Annotated in this window: 20 protein-coding genes; 9 read left to right on the forward strand and 11 right to left on the reverse strand. The window is 66.3% G+C overall.

Annotated features, from left to right (window positions below):
• Nucleotides 1-78: 78 nt before the first annotated feature.
• Together VX037_RS09720 and VX037_RS09725 are read right to left on the reverse strand one after the other, a co-directional pair.
• Nucleotides 79-429, reverse strand: coding sequence for an endonuclease domain-containing protein (locus tag VX037_RS09720; protein ID WP_328714094.1), 351 nt, complete (start codon nt 427-429; stop codon nt 79-81).
• 632 nt (nt 430-1061) lie between these two features.
• Nucleotides 1062-1634, reverse strand: a complete 573-nt coding sequence (locus VX037_RS09725) for a TetR/AcrR family transcriptional regulator (protein ID WP_287016269.1) — start codon at nt 1632-1634, stop codon at nt 1062-1064.
• A 185-nt stretch (nt 1635-1819) separates the two neighbouring features.
• Here VX037_RS09725 and VX037_RS09730 point away from each other — a divergent pair, with 185 nt between their 5' ends.
• Nucleotides 1820-3355 carry a flavin-containing monooxygenase gene (locus VX037_RS09730; RefSeq protein WP_287016235.1) on the forward strand — a complete coding sequence of 512 codons (1536 nt, stop codon included), beginning with the start codon at nt 1820-1822 and terminating at the stop codon, nt 3353-3355.
• A 22-nt stretch (nt 3356-3377) separates the two neighbouring features.
• Nucleotides 3378-4208: an SDR family NAD(P)-dependent oxidoreductase gene (locus VX037_RS09735; protein ID WP_287016234.1), complete on the forward strand. Its 831-nt coding sequence runs from the start codon at nt 3378-3380 to the stop codon at nt 4206-4208.
• A gap of 22 nt (nt 4209-4230) precedes the next feature.
• Here the strand turns inward: VX037_RS09735 and VX037_RS09740 are convergent, their stop codons facing one another.
• Together VX037_RS09740 and VX037_RS09745 are read right to left on the reverse strand one after the other, a co-directional pair.
• Entirely contained in the window at nt 4231-5169 is a 939-nt protein-coding gene (locus tag VX037_RS09740; protein WP_287016268.1) for a glycine betaine ABC transporter substrate-binding protein, read from the reverse strand.
• 13 nt (nt 5170-5182) lie between these two features.
• Entirely contained in the window at nt 5183-5803 is a 621-nt protein-coding gene (locus VX037_RS09745) for a MarC family protein (RefSeq protein WP_235723822.1), read from the reverse strand.
• A 38-nt stretch (nt 5804-5841) separates the two neighbouring features.
• Between VX037_RS09745 and VX037_RS09750 the strand changes: the two genes are divergently transcribed.
• Nucleotides 5842-6915, forward strand: a complete 1074-nt coding sequence (locus VX037_RS09750; protein WP_328714162.1) for a magnesium and cobalt transport protein CorA — start codon at nt 5842-5844, stop codon at nt 6913-6915.
• 37 nt (nt 6916-6952) lie between these two features.
• On the opposite strand, the gene VX037_RS09755 is transcribed toward VX037_RS09750, so the two are convergent.
• On the reverse strand, nt 6953-7528 hold the full coding sequence (locus VX037_RS09755) for a suppressor of fused domain protein (RefSeq protein WP_287016233.1): 576 nt from the start codon (nt 7526-7528) through the stop codon (nt 6953-6955).
• Between the two features lie 48 nt (nt 7529-7576).
• Between VX037_RS09755 and VX037_RS09760 the strand changes: the two genes are divergently transcribed.
• Together VX037_RS09760 and VX037_RS09765 are read left to right on the forward strand one after the other, a co-directional pair.
• Nucleotides 7577-8251 carry a metallophosphoesterase family protein gene (locus VX037_RS09760; RefSeq protein ID WP_287016232.1) on the forward strand — a complete coding sequence of 225 codons (675 nt, stop codon included), beginning with the start codon at nt 7577-7579 and terminating at the stop codon, nt 8249-8251.
• Entirely contained in the window at nt 8241-9098 is an 858-nt protein-coding gene (locus tag VX037_RS09765; protein ID WP_235723825.1) for a chromosome partitioning protein ParB, read from the forward strand. The genes VX037_RS09760 and VX037_RS09765 overlap by 11 nt, the downstream gene beginning before the upstream one ends.
• Before the next feature lie 78 nt (nt 9099-9176).
• On the opposite strand, the gene VX037_RS09770 is transcribed toward VX037_RS09765, so the two are convergent.
• The 5 genes from VX037_RS09770 to VX037_RS09790 form a co-directional block, all read right to left on the reverse strand.
• Nucleotides 9177-10355 carry an ABC transporter ATP-binding protein gene (locus VX037_RS09770; RefSeq protein ID WP_235723826.1) on the reverse strand — a complete coding sequence of 393 codons (1179 nt, stop codon included), beginning with the start codon at nt 10353-10355 and terminating at the stop codon, nt 9177-9179.
• Between the two features lie 3 nt (nt 10356-10358).
• A complete protein-coding gene (locus VX037_RS09775; RefSeq protein WP_235723827.1) occupies nt 10359-11189 on the reverse strand; it encodes a carbohydrate ABC transporter permease in 831 nt (276 codons plus the stop codon).
• A gap of 8 nt (nt 11190-11197) precedes the next feature.
• Nucleotides 11198-12352 (reverse strand): ABC transporter permease subunit, encoded by a 1155-nt coding sequence (locus VX037_RS09780; protein WP_235723828.1) that lies wholly within the window; start codon nt 12350-12352, stop codon nt 11198-11200.
• The gene (locus VX037_RS09785; protein WP_287016231.1) at nt 12349-13833 is read right to left on the reverse strand and encodes an ABC transporter substrate-binding protein; all 1485 of its coding nucleotides are present in this window, start codon (nt 13831-13833) and stop codon (nt 12349-12351) included. Before VX037_RS09785 ends, VX037_RS09780 begins: the two co-directional genes overlap by 4 nt.
• Before the next feature lie 169 nt (nt 13834-14002).
• Complete coding sequence (locus VX037_RS09790; protein WP_235723829.1) at nt 14003-14491, reverse strand: general stress protein; 489 nt, start codon at nt 14489-14491, stop codon at nt 14003-14005.
• Nucleotides 14492-14651: 160 nt separating this feature from the next.
• Between VX037_RS09790 and VX037_RS09795 the strand changes: the two genes are divergently transcribed.
• From VX037_RS09795 to VX037_RS09810, 4 genes are all read left to right on the forward strand, one after another.
• A complete protein-coding gene (locus VX037_RS09795) occupies nt 14652-15974 on the forward strand; it encodes a magnesium transporter MgtE N-terminal domain-containing protein (RefSeq protein ID WP_235723830.1) in 1323 nt (440 codons plus the stop codon).
• On the forward strand, nt 15971-16510 hold the full coding sequence (locus VX037_RS09800; protein WP_235723831.1) for a DUF1003 domain-containing protein: 540 nt from the start codon (nt 15971-15973) through the stop codon (nt 16508-16510). The genes VX037_RS09795 and VX037_RS09800 overlap by 4 nt, the downstream gene beginning before the upstream one ends.
• 287 nt (nt 16511-16797) lie before the next feature.
• Complete coding sequence (locus tag VX037_RS09805) at nt 16798-17925, forward strand: lytic transglycosylase domain-containing protein (RefSeq protein WP_235723832.1); 1128 nt, start codon at nt 16798-16800, stop codon at nt 17923-17925.
• Nucleotides 17926-18004: 79 nt separating this feature from the next.
• Nucleotides 18005-19150 (forward strand): Mrp/NBP35 family ATP-binding protein, encoded by a 1146-nt coding sequence (locus tag VX037_RS09810; RefSeq protein WP_266062050.1) that lies wholly within the window; start codon nt 18005-18007, stop codon nt 19148-19150.
• Nucleotides 19151-19165: 15 nt separating this feature from the next.
• Here VX037_RS09810 and tatB read toward each other — a convergent pair whose 3' ends face one another.
• Nucleotides 19166-19624, reverse strand: coding sequence for a Sec-independent protein translocase protein TatB (gene tatB / locus VX037_RS09815; RefSeq protein ID WP_235723834.1), 459 nt, complete (start codon nt 19622-19624; stop codon nt 19166-19168).
• Nucleotides 19625-19641: the final 17 nt, after the last annotated feature.

Raw genomic sequence — 19641 nt, forward strand, 5'->3', positions numbered from 1 at the left:
TTTCACGCCGACAGAACCCCAAATTCCGCCGACAGAACCCACAATTGCGGCGGCGGAATCGCTCGCCGAGGCTGGTGGTCAGAAGTACCCGCCACGCACACGCAGAGCCTTCTCGATCTCCATGACGATTTCCCACTGATCGGTGCGCATCCGTTCAGCATTGATACGTATGACAATCCATCCGAGTGCCCTCAGCTTGGCGTCACGGGCCTCATCATGGGCCTTCTGTGCAGGCGTCGAGTGAAAGTCCTCACCGTCGTACTCGATCGCTATCTTGAGTTGCTCGTAGGCGAGGTCGATCCGCGCGAAGACGTGCCCATCAACCGGATCGACCACCTCGACCTGCAGATCCGGTGTCGGAAGATCGGCTCGGAACACCAGGAGTCGGAGCCAGCTCTCGGGCGGTGATTCCGATCTGCCGTCGATCATCGGAATCAGCGCACGCAGTTGGCGTCGCTGATGCGAGGTCGTCGAGATGACCGAGCGCGCGCCATTCCGGCGGTACCCGACCAATGTCGAGGGCAGTTCGTAACACCGACGTCACCCTCACACCATCGATGTCCACGACATCATCGGGCTCGAGGTCTGTGCGATGAACCGCCCGTCCGCGCCCTCGCTTGTTGCCGGCGTCAGGAGCGCGGATCAGCTCGACCGTGAAATCCCCGTCATGCCATGTGCCGCCGTGCATGACTTTCGCAGCGATCCCACCGACGACCACGTCGTCGGGCGCAGTCCGTGCAGTCGCGATGATCCTCTCACGGGGCGCGAGAACAGCCGATCGTTCGACGTAGCTGTCACCATGCAACCGTGTGAACGCGACAGCGAACTGCTCCGCCGACATTTCAGTGGACGCCACGGCCTTCTTGCGTCGGACAAGGTACTTGTCGCCATTCGGTGAATTGCGTGCCATGAGGACATTGCAGGGCACCGGCGCTTCCACAACGACATCAATCGTGCGCCTGGGGACAATTCGCGCCGTTATCCACAGCCCGCGGTAGGGCCGAGGGTTCAGTCGGCGCGAATCCGGGTTCTGTCGGCGAGATATGGGGTTCTGTCGGCGATCAGGGGTGCTGGACGACGGAGGCCAACGCCGGGAGCGAGGCGGTGATGACGCCGAGCAGTTCCTCCCGGGTGACCACCGGTTCGGTCAGCCAGCTGATGGTCGTCTCCTCCACGAACGAGATCCAGCCCTGCACAGTCATCTCCACCACCGGTGTGACGTCGATGCCCAGGGCGGGCGCGTGGTCGAGAATGCGCGCCGACATCACCGCGCGAGTTCCGTCGAACACCTCGCGCATGGCAGGGTCCGCGCTCGACGACCCGCGCATGAAAGCCATATACGCCTCGCGATTGGTGCTGACGTAGTCGATGAACGCCGACATCGAGCCCGACAGCATCGCCAGCGGATCACCGAGGGACTCATCGGGCGCGGTGCACTCGAGCATCTCGTCGGCCTGCGCCCGAGCGATCGCGACGTGGAACTCCTGTTTGGAGGCGAAATAGTGGAACAGCAGTGCGCGGGAGACGCCTGCGGCCTCGGCGATGGCGTCGATCGACACCAGTTCCAGCGGACGATCGCGCACCATCTGCAGGCCGAGGTCGATGAACTGGTCGCGCCGTGCCTCCGGACTCATCCGGGTCCGTTTCGCCGTCTCGGCGGGACGTTGTGTCGCAGAACCTCGAGTCACCGTCACAGCTTACGTGTCCTCTCCTGCGTTCGTTTCCGCGCATTCGTGCTGGTCCACTCCACCGTAGGCCGCTATTGATCAGAGTTCAACAAACTATTGACGCTCATTCAGTAGAACGCTACGGTGAGACCATGACAATGATCGATGTACAGATCGCCATCGTCGGGGCAGGCTTCTCCGGCCTGGGCGCAGCCATCAAGCTCAAGCAGAACGGTGTCGACGATTTCGTGATCCTGGATCGCGGGGCCGACTTCGGCGGCACCTGGCGCGACAACACCTACCCGGGGGCCGCTTGCGACGTCCCGTCGCAGCTCTACTCCTACTCATTCGCGCACAACCCGCGGTGGTCGCGCTCGTACTCACATCAACCGGAGATCCACCGGTACATCAACGGTGTCGCCGATGAACACGGGGTGCGCAGCCACACCCGCTTCGGTACCGAGGTCGAGCGCGCCGAATGGCATGAGGACCAGCAACGCTGGATTCTCGACGTCGTCCGCGAGGGGCAGACCGAGCAGGTGCGCGCCGAGATCATGGTCGGCGCGGTCGGCCCGCTGTGCGAGCCCAACCTGCCCGACATCGACGGATTCGACGACTTTGACGGCAAGATCGTGCACTCGGCTCGGTGGGACAACGATTACGACTTCACCGGTAAGCGGGTGGCGGTGATCGGCACCGGCGCGTCGGCGATCCAGCTCGTGCCCGAACTGGCCAAGGTCGCCGGCCGCCTCGACGTCTACCAGCGCACCGCACCGTGGATCGTGCCGCGGACGGAACGTCCGTACACCGCAGCAGAGCACTGGGCGTTCGAGAACGTGCCGGGGTTCCAGACGGCGATGCGCGGCGTCGTCTACGCGGCCAACGAGGTCACCGCGTTCGGACTCACCTACTCCCCCAAGTCACTCAAACCGGTCGAGCTCATCTGCCGCGCCAACATCGCCCGGTCCATCCGCGACCGCGAGCTCAAGCGAAAAGTGACCCCCACCTTCCAGGTCGGCTGCAAGCGGATTCTGCGCTCCAACGACTGGTACCCGGCGATCGCCCGATCCAACGTCGACCTGGTCACCGATCCGATCGCGGGCGTCACCGAGTCGGGCATCCGCACCGCCGACGGCCGTGTGCGCGACGTCGACGTCATCGTGGTGGCCACCGGGTTCCACGTCACCGACTCCCCGGTGTTCGGCAAGATCATCGGCACCGACGGCCGCAGCCTGGCCGGGGTCTGGGACGAGATCGGCATGCAGGGCTACAAGGGCTCGTTCGTCAACGGGTTCCCCAACATGATGCTGATGATCGGCCCGTCCACGGGTCTGGGCCACACCTCGATGGTGTACATGATCGAGTCGCAGCTGAACTACTTGGTCGACTACGTGAAAACGGTTCGCCAGCAGGGCATCACACGCACAGACGTCAAGTTCGACGCTCAGCGCGCCTATAACGCGGAGATCCAGCACAGCCTGCGCAACAGTGTGTGGGTCAACGGCGGATGTGCGTCCTGGTACAAGGATCACCACGGCAACATCACCACGCTGTGGCCCGGCTTCACGTTCAACTTCCGACGAGTCACCAAGCGTTTCGACATCGCCGCCTACGATGTGGAGCGCACTCGCAACGCCCCGGCAACCACAGACACCACCGACAAGCGGCCGGCCTCGGTCACCGCCTGAATGCCGTCGAAGGAGACACACCATGAAGGACTTTCGTGACAAGGTCGTCGTCATCACCGGCGCCGGTTCGGGAATGGGCCGCGACCTCGCGGTGAAGCTGGGCCGGATGGGCGCCAAACTCGCCATCTCCGACCTCAACCCGGAAGGCCTGGCGGTCACCGAGAAGCTGGTCGCCGAGACGGGTGCACCCGTGCACGCGCAATTGCTCAACGTCGCCGAGCGGGAGGCCGTGCTGGAGTACGCGGACACCGTGGTGGCCCATTACGGCATCGTCAACGTCATCTTCAACAATGCCGGCATCGCCCATCACGGGGAGATCGAGCGCACCGAGTTCAAGGACATCGAGCGGGTGATGGACGTCGACTACTGGGGAGTCGTCAACGGCACCAAGGCTTTCCTGCCACACATCATCGCGTCCGGAGACGGCCACATCGTCAACACCTCGTCGCTGTTCGGGCTACTGTCCGAACCCGGGCAGGCCGCCTACAACTCGGCGAAGTTCGCAGTCCGCGGCTTCACCGAGGCCCTCAACCAAGAGATGATCGTCGCCAAGCACCCGGTGAAGGTCACCTGCGTGCACCCCGGCGGTATCAAGACCGCGATCGCGCGCAACGCCACCACGTCCGGTGAGCACAACCAGAAGTCCACTGCCGAGTTCTTCGACCGCTACCTCGCCCGGATGACGTCGGCCGACGCCGCCGATGTCATCATCAGCGGCGTCCGCCGCAACCGCGCCCGCGTGCTCGTCGGTACCGACGCCAAACTGCTCGACCTCTGGGTCCGCGTCGTCGCCTCGGGCTATCAGGGCGTCGTCGCCCGGATCGCCGGCTGGGCGTTGTCCAAGGCCCGCTGACCAGGCGGTTGGCCGGACCGGTTCACAGACCGTGTTCGGCCAACCACTCGCCCGCGAGTTCGGCCGGGTCTGCGCCGGTGTCCACGGCGCGGGCCAGCGTTGCCAGATCCGCCGTGGTCATCTCGCCGGCGACCACATTCATCGTCTTGACCTCGTCGAGGGTGAGAGCCGCGCTGCGATAGACCGGCACCAGTTCCTCGGGTCGCGGCCCCACGTCGACGACGGCCGTCGCCGACGGCGCGGCCGAGGCTGTCGCCGATGTGGTGGCGTCGGGCACCGACACCCGCAGCGCACGAATGTCACCGACCGACCCCTCCGCGTCGTCACCCGCGACGTCGAGCGGGGTCAGGACGCCGACCGCCTGCCCCGAGGCGATCCGGTCGGCGGCCGCAGACACCGAGTCCACCGATTGCACCGGACCGAAGCGACATCCGGCCGCAGCGAACGCCGCCACCACACCCTGCTGTGGCGCACCGATCATCACCACCGGCAGGTCGGCGGGCAGCCGGCCGCAGTCGGCGAGGTCGCTCACCTGCCCGTCGTCGGCCGTCGAAGCAGCGACGAAGACCTGCGGTGTGGCGGTCACCATCGTCGCGTCACCCACCGACACCCCCTGCGGGAGTGACCGGTTGAGATCGGTGTAGACCTCCTCGGCGGTTCGTGGCTCGAGCTGCGGCGCGAGCCGGCTGAGCAGGTTTCCGCTGAATGCCGGGAACAGGTCGACGTCGAGTGTGTCCATCTCGTCGAGGAGTTGCCGGTAGTCACCGGTGTGTATTTCTGTCGACACCGGGCTACCCGCATGTCGGAGTGCGCCGGCATAGACCTGGGCCATCACGATCATCGCCGATGAGTCCGGTGCGCCCAACGTCACCTCTCGGCCCGGCGAGGTGTCCTCAGAGCACGCCAGGAGGGTCGCCGCAAGGGCACAGACCGTCAGAACAGCCGTCAGTGCGCGCTTCATCACGCGCCCCACGTTAGCCGCCCGCGGCGACGAACCCGGCGACGGAGTCGGCGATCAATTGGACCGCGATGGCGGCGAGCAACAGACCCGCGATCTTCGCCAACAACGTGATACCGCCGATGCCGAGCAGGCGGATCAGGATCGTCGAATAGCGCAGCACGATCATGACGATCAAGTGGACGCTGATGATGGCCGCGGCGATCGCCACATAGCCCCCGGCGTTACCCGCTTCGGCGCTCACCGCCACGATCACCGCTGCGATGGCGCCCGGTCCGGCCAGCAGCGGGGTCCCCAGTGGCACCAATGCCACGTTGACATCGTCGCTGGCCTCGGGTTTGCCCGCAGAGCCCAGTCCGGTCAGCAACTGCAGCGCCACCAGCAGCAACAGCAGCCCGCCCGCACCCTGTAGGGACGGGATCCCGATGTGCAGATAGTTCAGGATCGCCTTGCCACCGATCGCGAACACACTGATCACCAGCAGACTGACCAGCGGAGCCTGCCAGGCGGCGCGGCGCCGGTACTCCGCCGATCGGTGGCCCACCAGGCTGAGGAACACCGGTACCTGGCCGGGCGGATCCATGATCACGATCAGCGTGATCAAAGTGGTGGTGTAGACGGTCACGTCGAAGGGCACGCGGTGATCCTACGAGTAGCATCCACCTCGTGCCCTCGATGCCGCATCTGCGGCCCGGCGGATTCGTCACGCCGCGCCGTGACAAGCGTCCGCTGCCGCGTATCCCGGTGCCCGCGGCCCGCGCGGTGGTCGACTGTGCCGTCTACGTGAACGGCGATCGCCGCCCCGGGCGGGTGTCCTACCGCGAAGCGCTGCACGAGGTGCGCGCGAGTGGCGAGGGGTACGTCTGGCTCGGCCTGCATTCCCCCGACGACGAACAGATGCAGGACGTCGGGCGGGTCTTCGGGCTGCACGAGTTGGTGGTGGAAGACGCCGTCAACGCCCACCAGCGACCGAAGCTCGAGGTCTACGACGACACCCAGTTCCTGGTGTTGCGCACGGTGAAGTACGTGGAGCACGAGTCGATGGACAAGGCCAGTGAGGTCGTCGAGACCGGCGAGATCATGATCTTCGTCGGTCCGGATTTCGTCATCACCGTCCGCCACGGCGATCACACGCACCTGTCCGGATTGCGTCGGCGGCTGGAGGCCCGGCCCACACGACTGGCGTTGGGACCGACCGCGGTGCTGCACGCGATCTCCGACCTCGTCGTGGACAGCTATCTCGCGGTCACCGATCGGATGGAAACCGACATCGTCGCCATCGAGAGCTCGGTGTTCGGGACCCAGCGCTCCCTCAACATCGACCCCGTCTACCTGCTCAAACGCGAGGTTCTGGAGTTGCGACGCGCAGTGACCCCGCTGACCGGGCCGTTGGCCCGGCTCACCGCTGACAATCCGATGGTGCCAAAGGAGATCAGGCGGCACTTCCGTGACGTCGCCGACCATCTCACCACTGTCATCGACCGGGTCGTGGAGTACGACGAGGTTCTCACCTCATTGCTCGGTGCCGCGGCGGCGAAGGTGGGTATCCAGCAGAACACCGACATGCGCAAGATCTCGTCGTGGGTCGCGATCGCGGCCGTGCCGACCCTCGTGGCCGGGATCTATGGCATGAACTTCGAGTACATGCCAGAACTCGACGAACGCTGGGGTTATCCGACGGTGATCGTCGGACTGCTCGTCGCGTGCTCCGCGTTGTGGGTGATTTTCCGCCGACACCACTGGCTGTAGCGCCGGACGCCGACCGGCGTTTTCCTCCTAGGACCGCTCAGAGCTTCGCGGCGGCTCGCTCCGGCGACATCACGTCGATTCCGGCTTCACGCCAGGCCTCACGCAGGGCATCGGCGCCCTTGAGCCGTACCCATGCGGCCTCGTTCGCGGTGATAGGCACGGCACGCAGGAATCGAACCGGATCCATCGGCTCCGGTAACACCAGGTCGCCGAGATCGTCGAGCTCGAGGAGCAGCGCCGTCGGTGCCGCCCCGTCCCAGACCGGTTCGGACAGGTCGACGAGGGCATCAGGGGCCAGGATGAGGCCTTCGACGGCCGGCGCCGCGGCCACCGTCGCCATCCGCTTGTGCAGGCCGGGCAACGGGGTCGACGCGTGCAATCGCACCACGACCTCGGCGCGTGGCCCCGTGACGGGGTCGGCGTGGAGATCGCTGGGTTCGCTCATCGGATGCCGGGCGCAACCGAGGGTCACGTAGACGACATCGTCGCCGCCGGCAAACCGCAGTACCTCGATCGGCTCCACTCCCAGGAAGGTGACCGAGGCACGTTGCGGTTGCGTGGACATACGCTCGCCGAGGAACTCACTGATCCGGTCGGTGACTGCATCGCTCACGGCTCCAACCGTAGTCGCCGCGCTGACCGGCCCCGTAACCTGACAGGCGTGGTTCGTGTGCTGGCGGTGGCCGACGAGGTCGTGGAGTCGCTGACCTTCGGTGTGGGTATCGAAGGTCGGCCCGACGTCATCCTCGGTGCCGGCGACCTTCCGTTCGAGTACCTGGAGGTGCTCGCCACGCTTTGCGACGCGCCGTGCGTCTTCGTACCCGGCAATCACGATCGGGATCTGTCGGGCTACCGGCAGGCACGCGCGGGCTGGGTCCGTGCCGGGTTACCAGCCGCCGAACCCGGGCCACGTGGCGCGATCAACGTCGACGGCCGCACCACTACGGTCGCGGGTCTGCGGATCAGCGGGCTCGGCGGCTGTCGGCGTTACAACAGCGGCCCCAACCAGTACACCGATGTCCATCAGCGGCTGCGATCCTGGCGGTTGACCTGCTCGCGGCCGACGCCCGACATTCTGTTGACCCACAGCCCGGCACGGGGAGTCGGCGACGGCGACGACGCCCCACATCGCGGTTTCGACTGCTATCACGGCCTCGTGCGGACGTTGCGCCCCACCCTGTTGGTGCACGGGCATGTGCATCCGTACGGAATGCGGCCGGCCGACAAGATGATCGGCGACGACACGATCTCCATGAATGTCGTGGGCTACTGCGAGTTCGACATCGAGCCGGGCAGCCGGGAGTTCCAGGTCGTGAGGCGACGACATGGCTCGTGACACCGGTTTTCCCGACGCCGACGCCGAGAACGACTTCACCCGCATGCGCAGGCATGCCGAGATGTCGCGGCTGATGGCGTGGTTCACGCGTCAACCGGCCGACGTCAACACCGTGTTGCCGTTCGACGAGGTCGTCGCCGCACTCGGCCGCGTGGGCGAGACGGCGTTGGGCCTACAACAGGTCGAGGTCAGCACGATCGTCGGAAGCGTGGACCGTACCAGGGATTTCGATCGGTACTTCCGACCCACGTCGTCCCGGATCCGGGAGCGTTGGCAGCGACTGGCCGCGGCGCAGCGCCGTGGCGAATCGGTGCCGCCGGTGCAGTTGTACCGGGTGGGGTCGATGCACTTCGTCCTCGACGGCCATCACCGTGTGTCCATCGCCATCGCCCGGCACTTCCGCACCATCGACGCGTATGTGACCGAGATCCACACCCGCATCTCCGCCGACGGCATCAACGTCACCTCGGACCTACTGCTCAAGGATCATCGGCGGCTGTTCCTGTCGCGGGTTCCACTGCCCAGCGCGCAGGCCGAGGCGATCAGGCTCGCCGACCCGTTCGACTATGCAGAACTCGCGGAGAACGTGGAGGCGTGGGGATTTCGCCTCAGCCAGGAACTCGGCGAGTACCTCGGGCGAGCCGAGGTGGCCCGCCGCTGGTTCGGCGAGGAGTTCCTACCGGTGGTGCGGATGGCGCGCCGAGCCGAGATCCGCACCGACCTCGAGAGCGACGCGGAACTGTACATGTGGCTCGCGTGTGAACGGTATCGCCTGGTGCGCAAGCACATCTGGGATGACGAGATCATCCGCAAGCTGCACGAACAGGGGCATCGTCGGCGCCGGTGAATGCCCTTCGTGACGCCGCACGCTCGCTCCTCACCGACCAGGTGAAGCTACCTGCTGAGCGGTGAGAGTGACTCCCCCTCAGGCGAGACGCAGGTTCGCGCCGGAGGACTGGTCGAATACCGCGACACGCGAGGTGTCGTAATAGAGTTCGGCGTTGCTGCCGCGACTGATCGACGACTCCGGGGACACCCGCGCGATCATTTGCCCGCCACCGATGTCCACACCGCCCGCGTCGGCGGACAACTCGCTGAGCGCGTCACTCGTCGCGTGCGGGGTGTCCACCGAGAAGTAGACGTAGTTGTCCGACCCCATGTTCTCGATGACATCCACGGATGCAGTGAAGGTCGCGCCCTTCTCCCGCACCGAGGTCTCGACGAGTGCGGCATCCTCGAGATGCTCGGGCCGGATGCCGATGAGTACCTCGCCATTGCTCTGCGCGCGTTGGGCATTGGCGACCACCTGTTGGTGATCGGGAACGGAGATCGAGCCGATCGGCGTTTCGATGGAGTCGGAACCGAGCCGCCCGGGCAGGAAGTTCATCGCGGGAGAGCCGATGAATCCAGCGACGAACAGGTTGGCCGGCTCGTTGTAGAGTTCCTGCGGGGTACCGATCTGTTGCACGTATCCGCCGCGCAACACCACCACCCGATCGCCGAGAGTCATCGCCTCGGTCTGGTCGTGGGTGACATAGACGGTGGTGGTGTTCAGCCGGTTCTGCAGTCGCGCGATCTCGGTACGCATCTGCACGCGCAGCTTGGCATCGAGGTTCGACAACGGCTCGTCCATCAGGAATGCCTTGGGCGAGCGGACGATCGCACGGCCCATCGCCACGCGCTGACGCTGCCCACCGGAGAGGTTCGCGGGCTTGCGGTCGAGATACGGTCCGAGGTCGAGGATCTTGGCGGCCTCGTCGACCTTGGCGGCGATCTCGGACTTGTTCATCTTCGCCAATGTCAGCGGGAAGGCGATGTTCTCCCGTACCGACATGTGCGGGTAGAGCGCATAGCTCTGAAAGACCATCGCGATGTCGCGGTCCTTGGGCGCGCGCTCGTTGACCCGCTCCCCGCCGATCCGCAGCTCGCCGGACGTGATGTCCTCGAGTCCTGCGATCATGTTCAGGGTGGTCGACTTTCCACATCCGGAGGGCCCGACCAGAATGATGAACTCGCCGTCGGCGATGTCGATGTCGACCCCGTGGACCGCCGTCGACCCGTCGGGGTACTGCTTGGTTACCTTGCTCAGGGTGATCTCGGCCACGGGTTATCCCTTCACGGCGCCGGAGGTCAGGCCGGCAACGATTCGACGTTGGAAGAAGAGGACGAAGATGATGATCGGAATCGTGATGACCACGGCGGCCGCAGCGATCGACCCGGTCGGTTCCTCGAACTGTGAGTCGCCGGTGAAGTTCGCAATCGCCACCGGCGCGGTGATGGCCCGCTCGGTGGAAGTCAACGACAGCGCCAGCAGCAGGTCATTCCAGGCGAAGATGAACACCAGGATGGCGGCGGTCACGACACCCGGTGCGGCCAGCGGAGCGATCACCTTACGGAACGCCTGCCACGGCGTGGCTCCGTCCATCTTCGCCGCTTTCTCCAGCTCCCAGGGGATCTCCCGGAAGAACGCCGACAGCGTGTAGATCGCCAGCGGGAGCGCGAAGGTGATGTACGGCAGGATCAGGCCGGGCCAGGTGTCGAACAGGCCGATACTGCGCTCGATGTTGAACAACGGTGTCACCAGCGAGATCTGCGGGAACATGGCGATGAGGAGGGCGGCACCGATGAGCAGGCGCTTACCCGGGAAGTCCAGCCGGGCAACGGCATAGGCGGCCATCGTGCCGAGGATCACCGCGATCAGCGTGGTGATCAGGCCGATACCGATGGAGTTGCGCAGCGCACTGGTGAACGCGCTGGTCTCGAAGATTCCCTTGTAGTTGTCCCAGGTCCACTGCTGCGGGATGAAGTTGCCGTCCTTGATACTGCCCGGCGGCTTGAAGGACAGGCTGATGATCCAGAGCAGCGGGATGACGGCGTACAGCACCACCAGAACGTTGGCGACGGTCCACCAGACCCGATTGGACACACTCTGCGACATGTCCGGCCCTACCTCCCCTCGTTGTCAGAGCCGGGCGCGGCGGTGCCGAAGCCCTTGACGAAGATGAACGCGATGAGCGCCACACAGATGAAGATCAGGATGCTGATGGCCGAACCGATTCCGAGGTTGAATGCCTTGAACAGGTTGTCGTAACCCAACATCGACACCGAATAGGTGTTGTTGGACCCTCTGGTCAACACGTAGATGTTGTCGAAGATCCGGAACGCATCCAGGGTGCGGAACAACAGGGCCACCAGGATGGCGGGTTTCATCAAGGGGATGATGATGCGCCACAGCCGCGTCCACGCTCCTGCGCCGTCCACCTGGGCGGCTTTGAGCAGATCGTCGGGTACCAGCGCCAAACCGGCCAGCAGCAGCAGTGCCATGAACGGCGTCGTCTTCCACACCTCGGCCAGCACGATGATGGCCAGAGAAGGCCACTGTTCGGTCAACGGTGCACTGCCGTCGGGCAACAGGTTGGCGAGATACCCGGTCTCCGGCGTCCATGCGTAGTACCAGCTGAAGGCAGCGGCGACCGTCACGATGCCGTACGGGATCAGCACCACCGTCCGGATGGTGCCGCGCCCGAAGATGGTGCGATGCATGACGAGCGCGATCGCCATACCCAGCACGAGCTCGATGGCCACCGACACCACGGTGATGCCCAGTGTCACGAAGAAGGAGGTCCACCAGTAATCCGAACTCAGGACCGTCAGATAGTTGCTGAACCAGACGAACTCGCGCTCGCCTGGCGCCGACAGGCTCATCTTGTTCAGCGACAACCAGAACGCGTAGATGATCGGGTACCCGGTCACCAGCAGCATCATCAGCGCGGCCGGCGCCACCAGCCAGAACGCCAGCCGACGCTCGGCGGATTTGCCTTCACTGATCGCACTCTTGCGCCGCGACGGCTCTGCCGGGTCACGGGTCGCCGTCGCGACCGCACCCTGCGGCGCGGTGGAGGCCGCTGCCGGGAACTCCGGCGCACGGCCTGCCGCGGCACCCGATTGCGGCGGGACCCAGCCCCCCGATGCCGGTGCGCCCGAGTCCGGACGGCGCGTCACCTCGGGCGGCCGAACCGAGGGCTCACGCGGGGTCGCGTCGTCGGGCATCGAATGCCGACCCGGCCGGGTCCGCGGATCGTCGTTGTCTCCCGTGGTCATGGGATCAGCCCCTCCCCGTCAATCGCGCGTTGGACCTGGTCGGCGAGTTCATCGACCATCGTCTCCGGATCCCACGCTCCGACCGGACTCAGCGTGGCGGTGACCAGTGTCGAGATGGCCTGGTAATCCGGCGATGCCGGACGCAACGCCGCGGTCTGATCGCTGAGTTGGTCTCGAATGTCGTCGCCCATCGGGTAGGCGTCCTGGAAGTCCGGGTCGTCGTAGATGGACGCGATCGTGGGCGGGGTGCCGCCCTCGATCGAATACACGCGCTGCGCATCACGATTGGTCAGGCAGGCCGCGGCCTCGAATGCCAGGTCCTGCTGTTGCGAGGTACTGGCCACTGCGATGTTGATACCGCCGAGTGTCGTCTTGGTCTGCATATCCGGACTCACACCTGGATAGGGCGCGAAGTCGAACTTGGTTCGCACCACCCGATTGACCGGAGCGAGATCGCTGTCCGCAGGCGGATTGTCCGGATCGGCGAACATCGGTCCGAACTCCGTCATCTCCGGAAAGAACGGCACGTCGCCCGCCGCGGCATTGCTGCGCATGGATGAGAAGACGAACGGCCAGTTGACCTGGTAGAGGGCGTTGCCGCTCTCCATACCCAGACGGGCCGCCGACTCGTCGGAGTTGGTCAGCGACGGGTCGTGTCCGGGCGCGGTGGCCACGGCCTTGAGTGTCCGAAGGGCCCGCAGCGTTGCCTCACGATGGGCCGGGGTGTCGTTGAGTGTCTGTTTGCTCGGATCGTCGGGATCGACGATTTCCCCACCGGCACTGGCCAGCACCGAGTTGAACCACACCATGAGGCCCTCGTATTGACGACCCTGCACCATGATGTAGCTCGGCCCGCCTTTGGCCAGCACCGCCTGGGTGTCGGCGAGCATCTCGTCCCACGTGGTCGGTGGACGGTTCTTGTTCAGGTACTCACGCAACACGTCCGGCCGGTACCAGAGCAACTGGGTGTTGGTCCAGGTGGGGATTCCGTAGAGCCGTTTCTCCGCGTCATCGTCGGTCTTCCACGTCGCGGTCTCCAGCGGGCCCCCCAGGGTGTCGCGCTCCACGTCGGCGGCCAGGTCATCGGGCACCGGGACCATCCATCCCGCGTCAGCGAATTCGGCGGTCCACACCACGTCCATGCCCATCAGGTCCAGACCGTGGTCATTGCCTGCGAGCCGCCGTGCCAGCTGCAGACGTTGGTCGTCGGCGGACTTGGGCAGCGGGGTGGTGACGATCTGGTAGGCGCCGTCGGATTCGGCCGAGCACTTCTGCCCGACCTTGTCGATGAACGACGCGCCGTCGGCGGGTGGATAGATGTTGATCACCCGTGGCGTGTAGCCCGAGCCGCAGGCGGTCACGATGGGTAGCGCAGTCGCCAGCGCGGCCGCCGCCACCACCAGTTTTCGCCGCAGCCCGCGCTGCCGCCTCGGATGGGTTGTCGATAGACCGGATTCGGAACTGCCAGCCCGGAACCGCACGCAGCCTCCTCGATGTCGTTCGCGGTGCAAGACTTCGAGGCCGCACCGGTCAGCGTCTGAGGCGCTACGTTAGCCGTCACAGTTCGTGACATGCAACACATTCGGTAAGGGCGTGCCAGAACGTAGGAGAATCGTGATCTGGCCCGCGCCCATTTCCCACCGGGTCGGGTCAGTTGGACAGGCGGCTGAGCATGTCCCGCGCCCGCTCGGCGGTACGGGGGTCGCAGAGCACGTCGTAGCGGCCCGCGACGAGCTGCATGGTGGACGCGAAGTCGCGTTGCCCCCGGGTCGCGGCGTACGGGATGGTCGTCGAGATCAGACCGAAGATGATGCCGCCGATCAAGCCGAACACGATCGGCGCGAAGCCGGCGCCGGTTACCACCAACGACACGAGAAGACCGAAGAACAAGCCCAGCCAGGCACCGGAGACAATGCCACCGCCGATCACCTTTCCCCAGGTCAGACGCCCGATGACGCGCTCGACCTGCATCAGGTCAACGCCGACGATCGTCACATCCTGCACGGTGAAGTTCTGGTCGGAAAGGTGGTCGACGGCGCGCTGCGCCTCGGCGTAGGTGCCATAGGAACCGATCGGCCATCCCGTCGGCGGCGTCGGCAGACCCGGGGTCTCGCGACCGGGGCGCATCGGGTTCGTCATCTCGCGTCCTTCTTTCTTCGGCGCCTGCGGCGCGCGTTCGTCAGGCGCCCGCGACACACTCATTCGGCACCGCGGCGGGCAGGATCGGCCCCGCCGCGGAGGCACTGCGGCGGGTCGGGACGCGCGCAGGGCGCATCCCGATACCACTACCCTTACTCCCATGGCGGTGGTGAGCAAGGTGTACGTGGCCAGGTTGGTCGGATTGGCCGTGCTCGGACCCGATGGCGAGTCGATCGGCCGGGTGCGTGATGTCGTCGTCGCGGTCCGCCTGACCGGACAACAGCCGCGTGCGCTCGGCCTGGCGGTCGAACTCACCACCCGACGACGGATCTTCGTCCCCATGCTGCGGGTCACCGCCATCGAGCCCCAGGCGGTCACACTCAACACCGGAACGGTCAGTCTCCGTCGGCTCCACCTACGCCCGGGCGAGGCGTTGGCAGTCGGTCAGATTTTGGATTCCCGTGTCCGCGTTGATGATCCGGACCTGACCGACTTGGCGGGCATCGACGTGACCGTGGTCGACCTGGGCATCGAACGCACCCGCACCCGCGACTGGGTGGTGTCGCGGGTGGCGGTTCGCACCGGGCGTCGGGGATTGCGGCGGCGCGGGGAGACCCACGTGGTGGACTGGACCCACGTGCACGGACTCACCCCGACCGACCTCAACCTGCCCGGCCAGGGCGTTGCTCAAGCGCTGCAACAGTTCGAGGGCATGCGGGCCGCCGACGTCGCCAACGCGCTGCGTGAGCTCCCCGGCAAGCGCCGGGACGAGATCGCGGCCGCCCTCGACGACGAGCGCCTCGCCGACGTGCTCCAGGAACTGCCACCCGACGACCAGACCGAAGTGCTGAAGAATCTCGAGCCCGAGCGTGCCGCCGACGTGCTGGAGGCGATGGATCCCGACGACGCGGCCGACCTGCTCGGCGAGCTCCCCGACGCAGAGGCCGAGTCGCTGCTCGAACGCATGGACCCGGAGGACTCCGAGCCCGTCCGCCGCCTGCTGACCCACTCCCCCGACACCGCGGGCGGTTTGATGACCCCCGAGCCGATCATCGTCACCGCCTCCACCACCGTCGCCGAAGCGCTTGCCCGCGTACGCGATCCGGATGTCACCCCGGCGGCGGCGAGTCTGGTGTTCGTGGTCCGCCCGCCGACGTCGACACCGACCGGCAAGTATCTCGGCTGCGCGCACGTGCAGGCGTTGCTACGCGAACCCCCCGCCCACCTCGTCGGCGGGATCATCGACACCGATCTGTCCCGGCTGCACCCCGAGGACTCACTGGAGACCGTCACCCGGTACTTCGCGACCTACAACATGGTGTGCGGGCCCGTCGTCGACGACCAAGGTCACCTGGTCGGAGCCGTCAGCGTCGACGACCTGCTCGACGAGATATTGCCCCGTGACTGGCGGGAGACCGACACCGACGACACCGGACCCATCCCCCGGATCACCGGCGCCGACACCGCAGGAGCAGGTGCGTGAGCCCCGAACAGAGCGGTCGCCGCCTCGACACACCCCGCGGGGGCCGGCGATTCTCGTTCAATCTGGACTCCGACGTGGTCGGCGTCCACGCCGAACGGATCGCCCGGTTCCTGGGTACCGGACGCTACCTGGCCATCCAGACCGTGGTGGTCATCGTGTGGATCGCCCTGAACCTGGTGGCGGTGTCCTGGCGGTGGGATCCCTACCCGTTCATCCTGCTCAACCTGGCATTCTCCACGCAGGCGGCGTATGCGGCGCCGCTCATCCTGCTCGCGCAGAACCGTCAGGAGAACCGCGACAAGGTCGCGCTCGACGAGGACCGCATGCGCGCGGCGCAGACCAAGGCCGACACCGAGTTCCTCGCACGCGAACTCGCCGCGGTGCGGCTCGCGGTCGGCGACACCGTCACCCGCGACTACCTGCGCCGCGAACTCGATGACCTGCTGACCGAACTCACCGAACGCTTGGCGCCGTCGGCCGACGAGGAGGACGGCGAGCAGACCGACAGCGGCGCTCGGAACGACGCGCGTCGGTAACGCCCGACCGTTCACCCACCGATCAGATGGGCGTGGCCAAGAATTGTCGGGTTCCGGTATTGGGGCGGTCGACCCATATGTATCGTGGGTCACACGTCGGCCGGCCCCGGGGAGACGTCCGGGACACCCGGCACACACAGGGTCGATGCCGACACCAAGCCGCGAGGGTTCGGGGCGGACATGCATGAGCGGTGGACCATCGGAGTGGGTGTGGACAGGCAGGCGATATCGGTGACGCAGATGCGGACGCCGACGATGAACGGGGCGGCGTCACCGAGGTTGCGCCGATGAGCCCGGGTCCTTTCCGTCGCGCCCGGGGCCCGCGGCGCGCACACGTACCTCGTCGCGCCCTGACGGTCGGAAGCGGCGGCCTGTTGGTGGGCGCGATGCTCCTCGGTGCGGCGACGTCGAGCGCATCCGGTGGTGCGATCTCCGCCCAATCCGAAGCCGTCGCCGCAGCCGCTCCCCCGACCTCAGCCGAGATCGTTCCCGGCGCGCCGGTGACCTTGCTCGGCTTCGCCCCGCCCCCCAAGGCGGCCGAGCCGGCCGTGGCGCCGCAGTTCCGGATCACCGCGGCCCTGCCGAGCGGTCCGCTCGGCATCCCGGGAGTCGTCCTGCAGGCATACAAGTTGGCCGCCAACCGGGTTGCCGCGGAATCTCCCCAGTGCCGACTGCCCTGGTTCCTGCTCGCGGGTATCGGACGCATCGAGTCCAATCACGCATCAAACGGTTCGGTGGATCAGTACGGCACCACCATAAATCCGATCGCCGGACCCGTCCTGGACGGCTCACTGGCCGGCAACGCCGTCATCCGAGACACCGACGGCGGTCGGATCGACGGCGATGCGACCCATGACCGCGCGATGGGCCCGATGCAGTTCATCCCCAGTACGTGGGCCAGCTGGGGCTCCGACGCCAACGGCGACGGCAAGTCGGATCCGAACAACGTCTTCGACGCGACGTACTCGGCCGGGCGTTACCTGTGTGCGGGCGTCAGCGACATCATGGCCGAAAAGAACAAGGTGTCGGCGGTGCTGCGCTACAACCATTCGATGGAGTACGTGGCGAACGTACTGAGCTGGGCAGGCGCCTACGCCACCGGCGTCATGCCGACCAATCCCATCCCGGAACCCAAGCGCAAGCCGAAGAAGTCGTCGTCGTCGAAGACGTCCTCGACGCCATCCACCCCGAGCGAGCGTTCGTCTGCCCCGTCGAGCCCGCCGTCGACGACGACGCCGGCACCGACCTGTCTCGGCCAGCTGTGTCTGCCACCGGATCTGGTGCCGCCGGAACTGCTGCCGCCCGAACTACGACCCAAGACCGCGCCGCAGCAACCGGCAGGCCCGCGCGATTCGGGCACCAACCGCAAGCCCGGCGCTCCGAGCACCACCCCTGCCCCCGGAGCGCCCCGCTGACCGACCGCCCTGCGGTATCCGACCGGTGGACGTGGACGTCTGCCGATGCCCGTCTGCCCGACAGTTAAGCTGGCAGGTGATGACTACCGGAGTTGTACCCACCGAATCGGCGGTTCGCGCCGCGCTCAGCAAGGTCAATGATCCCGAAATCGGCAAACCCATCACCGACCTGGGGATGGTCGGGTCCGTCGCGGTCAACGACGATGCGAGTGTCGACATCGTCGTCCTGTTGACCACCTCGGGCTGCCCGATGCGTACCGAGATCAGCGGCCGGGTGGAAAGCGCAGTGGCCGACGTGCCCGACGTCGGTACGGTCCGCGTCGAGCTCGGCGTGATGGACGACGAACAGCGCACCGAGCTCCGCAAGAAGCTTCGAGGCGACAAGGCCGAGCCGGTGATCCCGTTTGCGCAGCCCGGCTCGCTGACCCGCGTCTACGCGGTCGCCTCCGGCAAGGGCGGCGTCGGCAAGTCGAGCGTGACGGTCAATCTCGCCGTTGCACTCGCTGAACGCGGTCTCAGCGTGGGTGTCCTCGACGCCGACATCTATGGGCACTCGGTACCCCGCATGCTGGGCAGCGATGCCAAGCCGACCCAGGTCGAGCGGATGATCATGCCGCCGCAGAGTCACGGCGTACGGTTCATCTCGATCGGCCAGTTCACCGACGGCAACACCCCGGTGACCTGGCGTGGCCCCATGCTGCATCGCGCACTGCAACAGTTCCTCGCCGATGTCTACTGGGGCGACCTCGACGTCCTGCTGCTCGATCTGCCACCCGGCACCGGCGATGTGGCCATCTCGATCGCTCAGCTCATCCCCGGGGCGGAGATCCTGGTGGTGACGACGCCGCAGCAGGCCGCCGCCGAAGTCGCCGAGCGTGCCGGTGCCATCGCGTTGCAGACCCGCCAGAAGATCTTGGGCGTGGTGGAGAACATGTCCTGGATGGAGCTGCCGGACGGCTCCCGGATGGAGCCGTTCGGGTCCGGTGGCGGGGAGAAGGTCGCCGAACGGCTCACCCGAGCGGTCGGCGCCCAGGTCGAGCTGCTGGGACAGGTTCCGCTGGAGACGACCTTGCGCGAAGGCGGCGACTCCGGTGTGCCGGTTGTGCTCTCGTCCCCGGACTCGACGTCGGGGTCGGCGTTGCGTGCCATCGCCGAAAAACTGGCGGTCCGGCGCCGTGGGCTCGCCGGGATGAGTCTCGGTATCGACACCACTCGGCACGCCTGACCGGCAACAGACGGCTCAGGTGGCGTCCCAGTCGCTGACGCGGTGACCGCGCACCGTCGGCGCCGATGAGTCTGCGTCACCGTCCGTCGATGACCTGGCATCGGTGACAGGATCCGGCAGCGGCCGGGAGACCGGTTTGATCTGCGGGGTCTCGGTGGTGGTGCGGTCCACCGTGGTCGCGTCGAGTCCGAGGTTGAACACCGAGTCGTCGCCGTCGAGCAGGTGTTTGGTGACCACGGCGCGCGGAGTCATGCCGCGCAGTTCGTTGAGATCGGACAACGGCTTGCGCAGGTCGTCGAACTCGGGGCCGAGTTCGTTCTTGAGTTGGTCGGTGGCGCCGGTCGCGTAATCACGGACCTGCCGCAACGACTTCATCGTCCAGGACACTGCACCCGGGAGCCGTTCCGGCCCGAGGATGATGAGACCGGCGGCCAGCAGTACGGCGATCTCACCCCAACCGATGCTGCTGAACATTGTGCTTCCCCATCGCT

This window comes from Gordonia sp. Z-3 (assembly GCF_036233855.1).
GTDB classification, from domain to species: domain Bacteria; phylum Actinomycetota; class Actinomycetes; order Mycobacteriales; family Mycobacteriaceae; genus Gordonia; species Gordonia tangerina.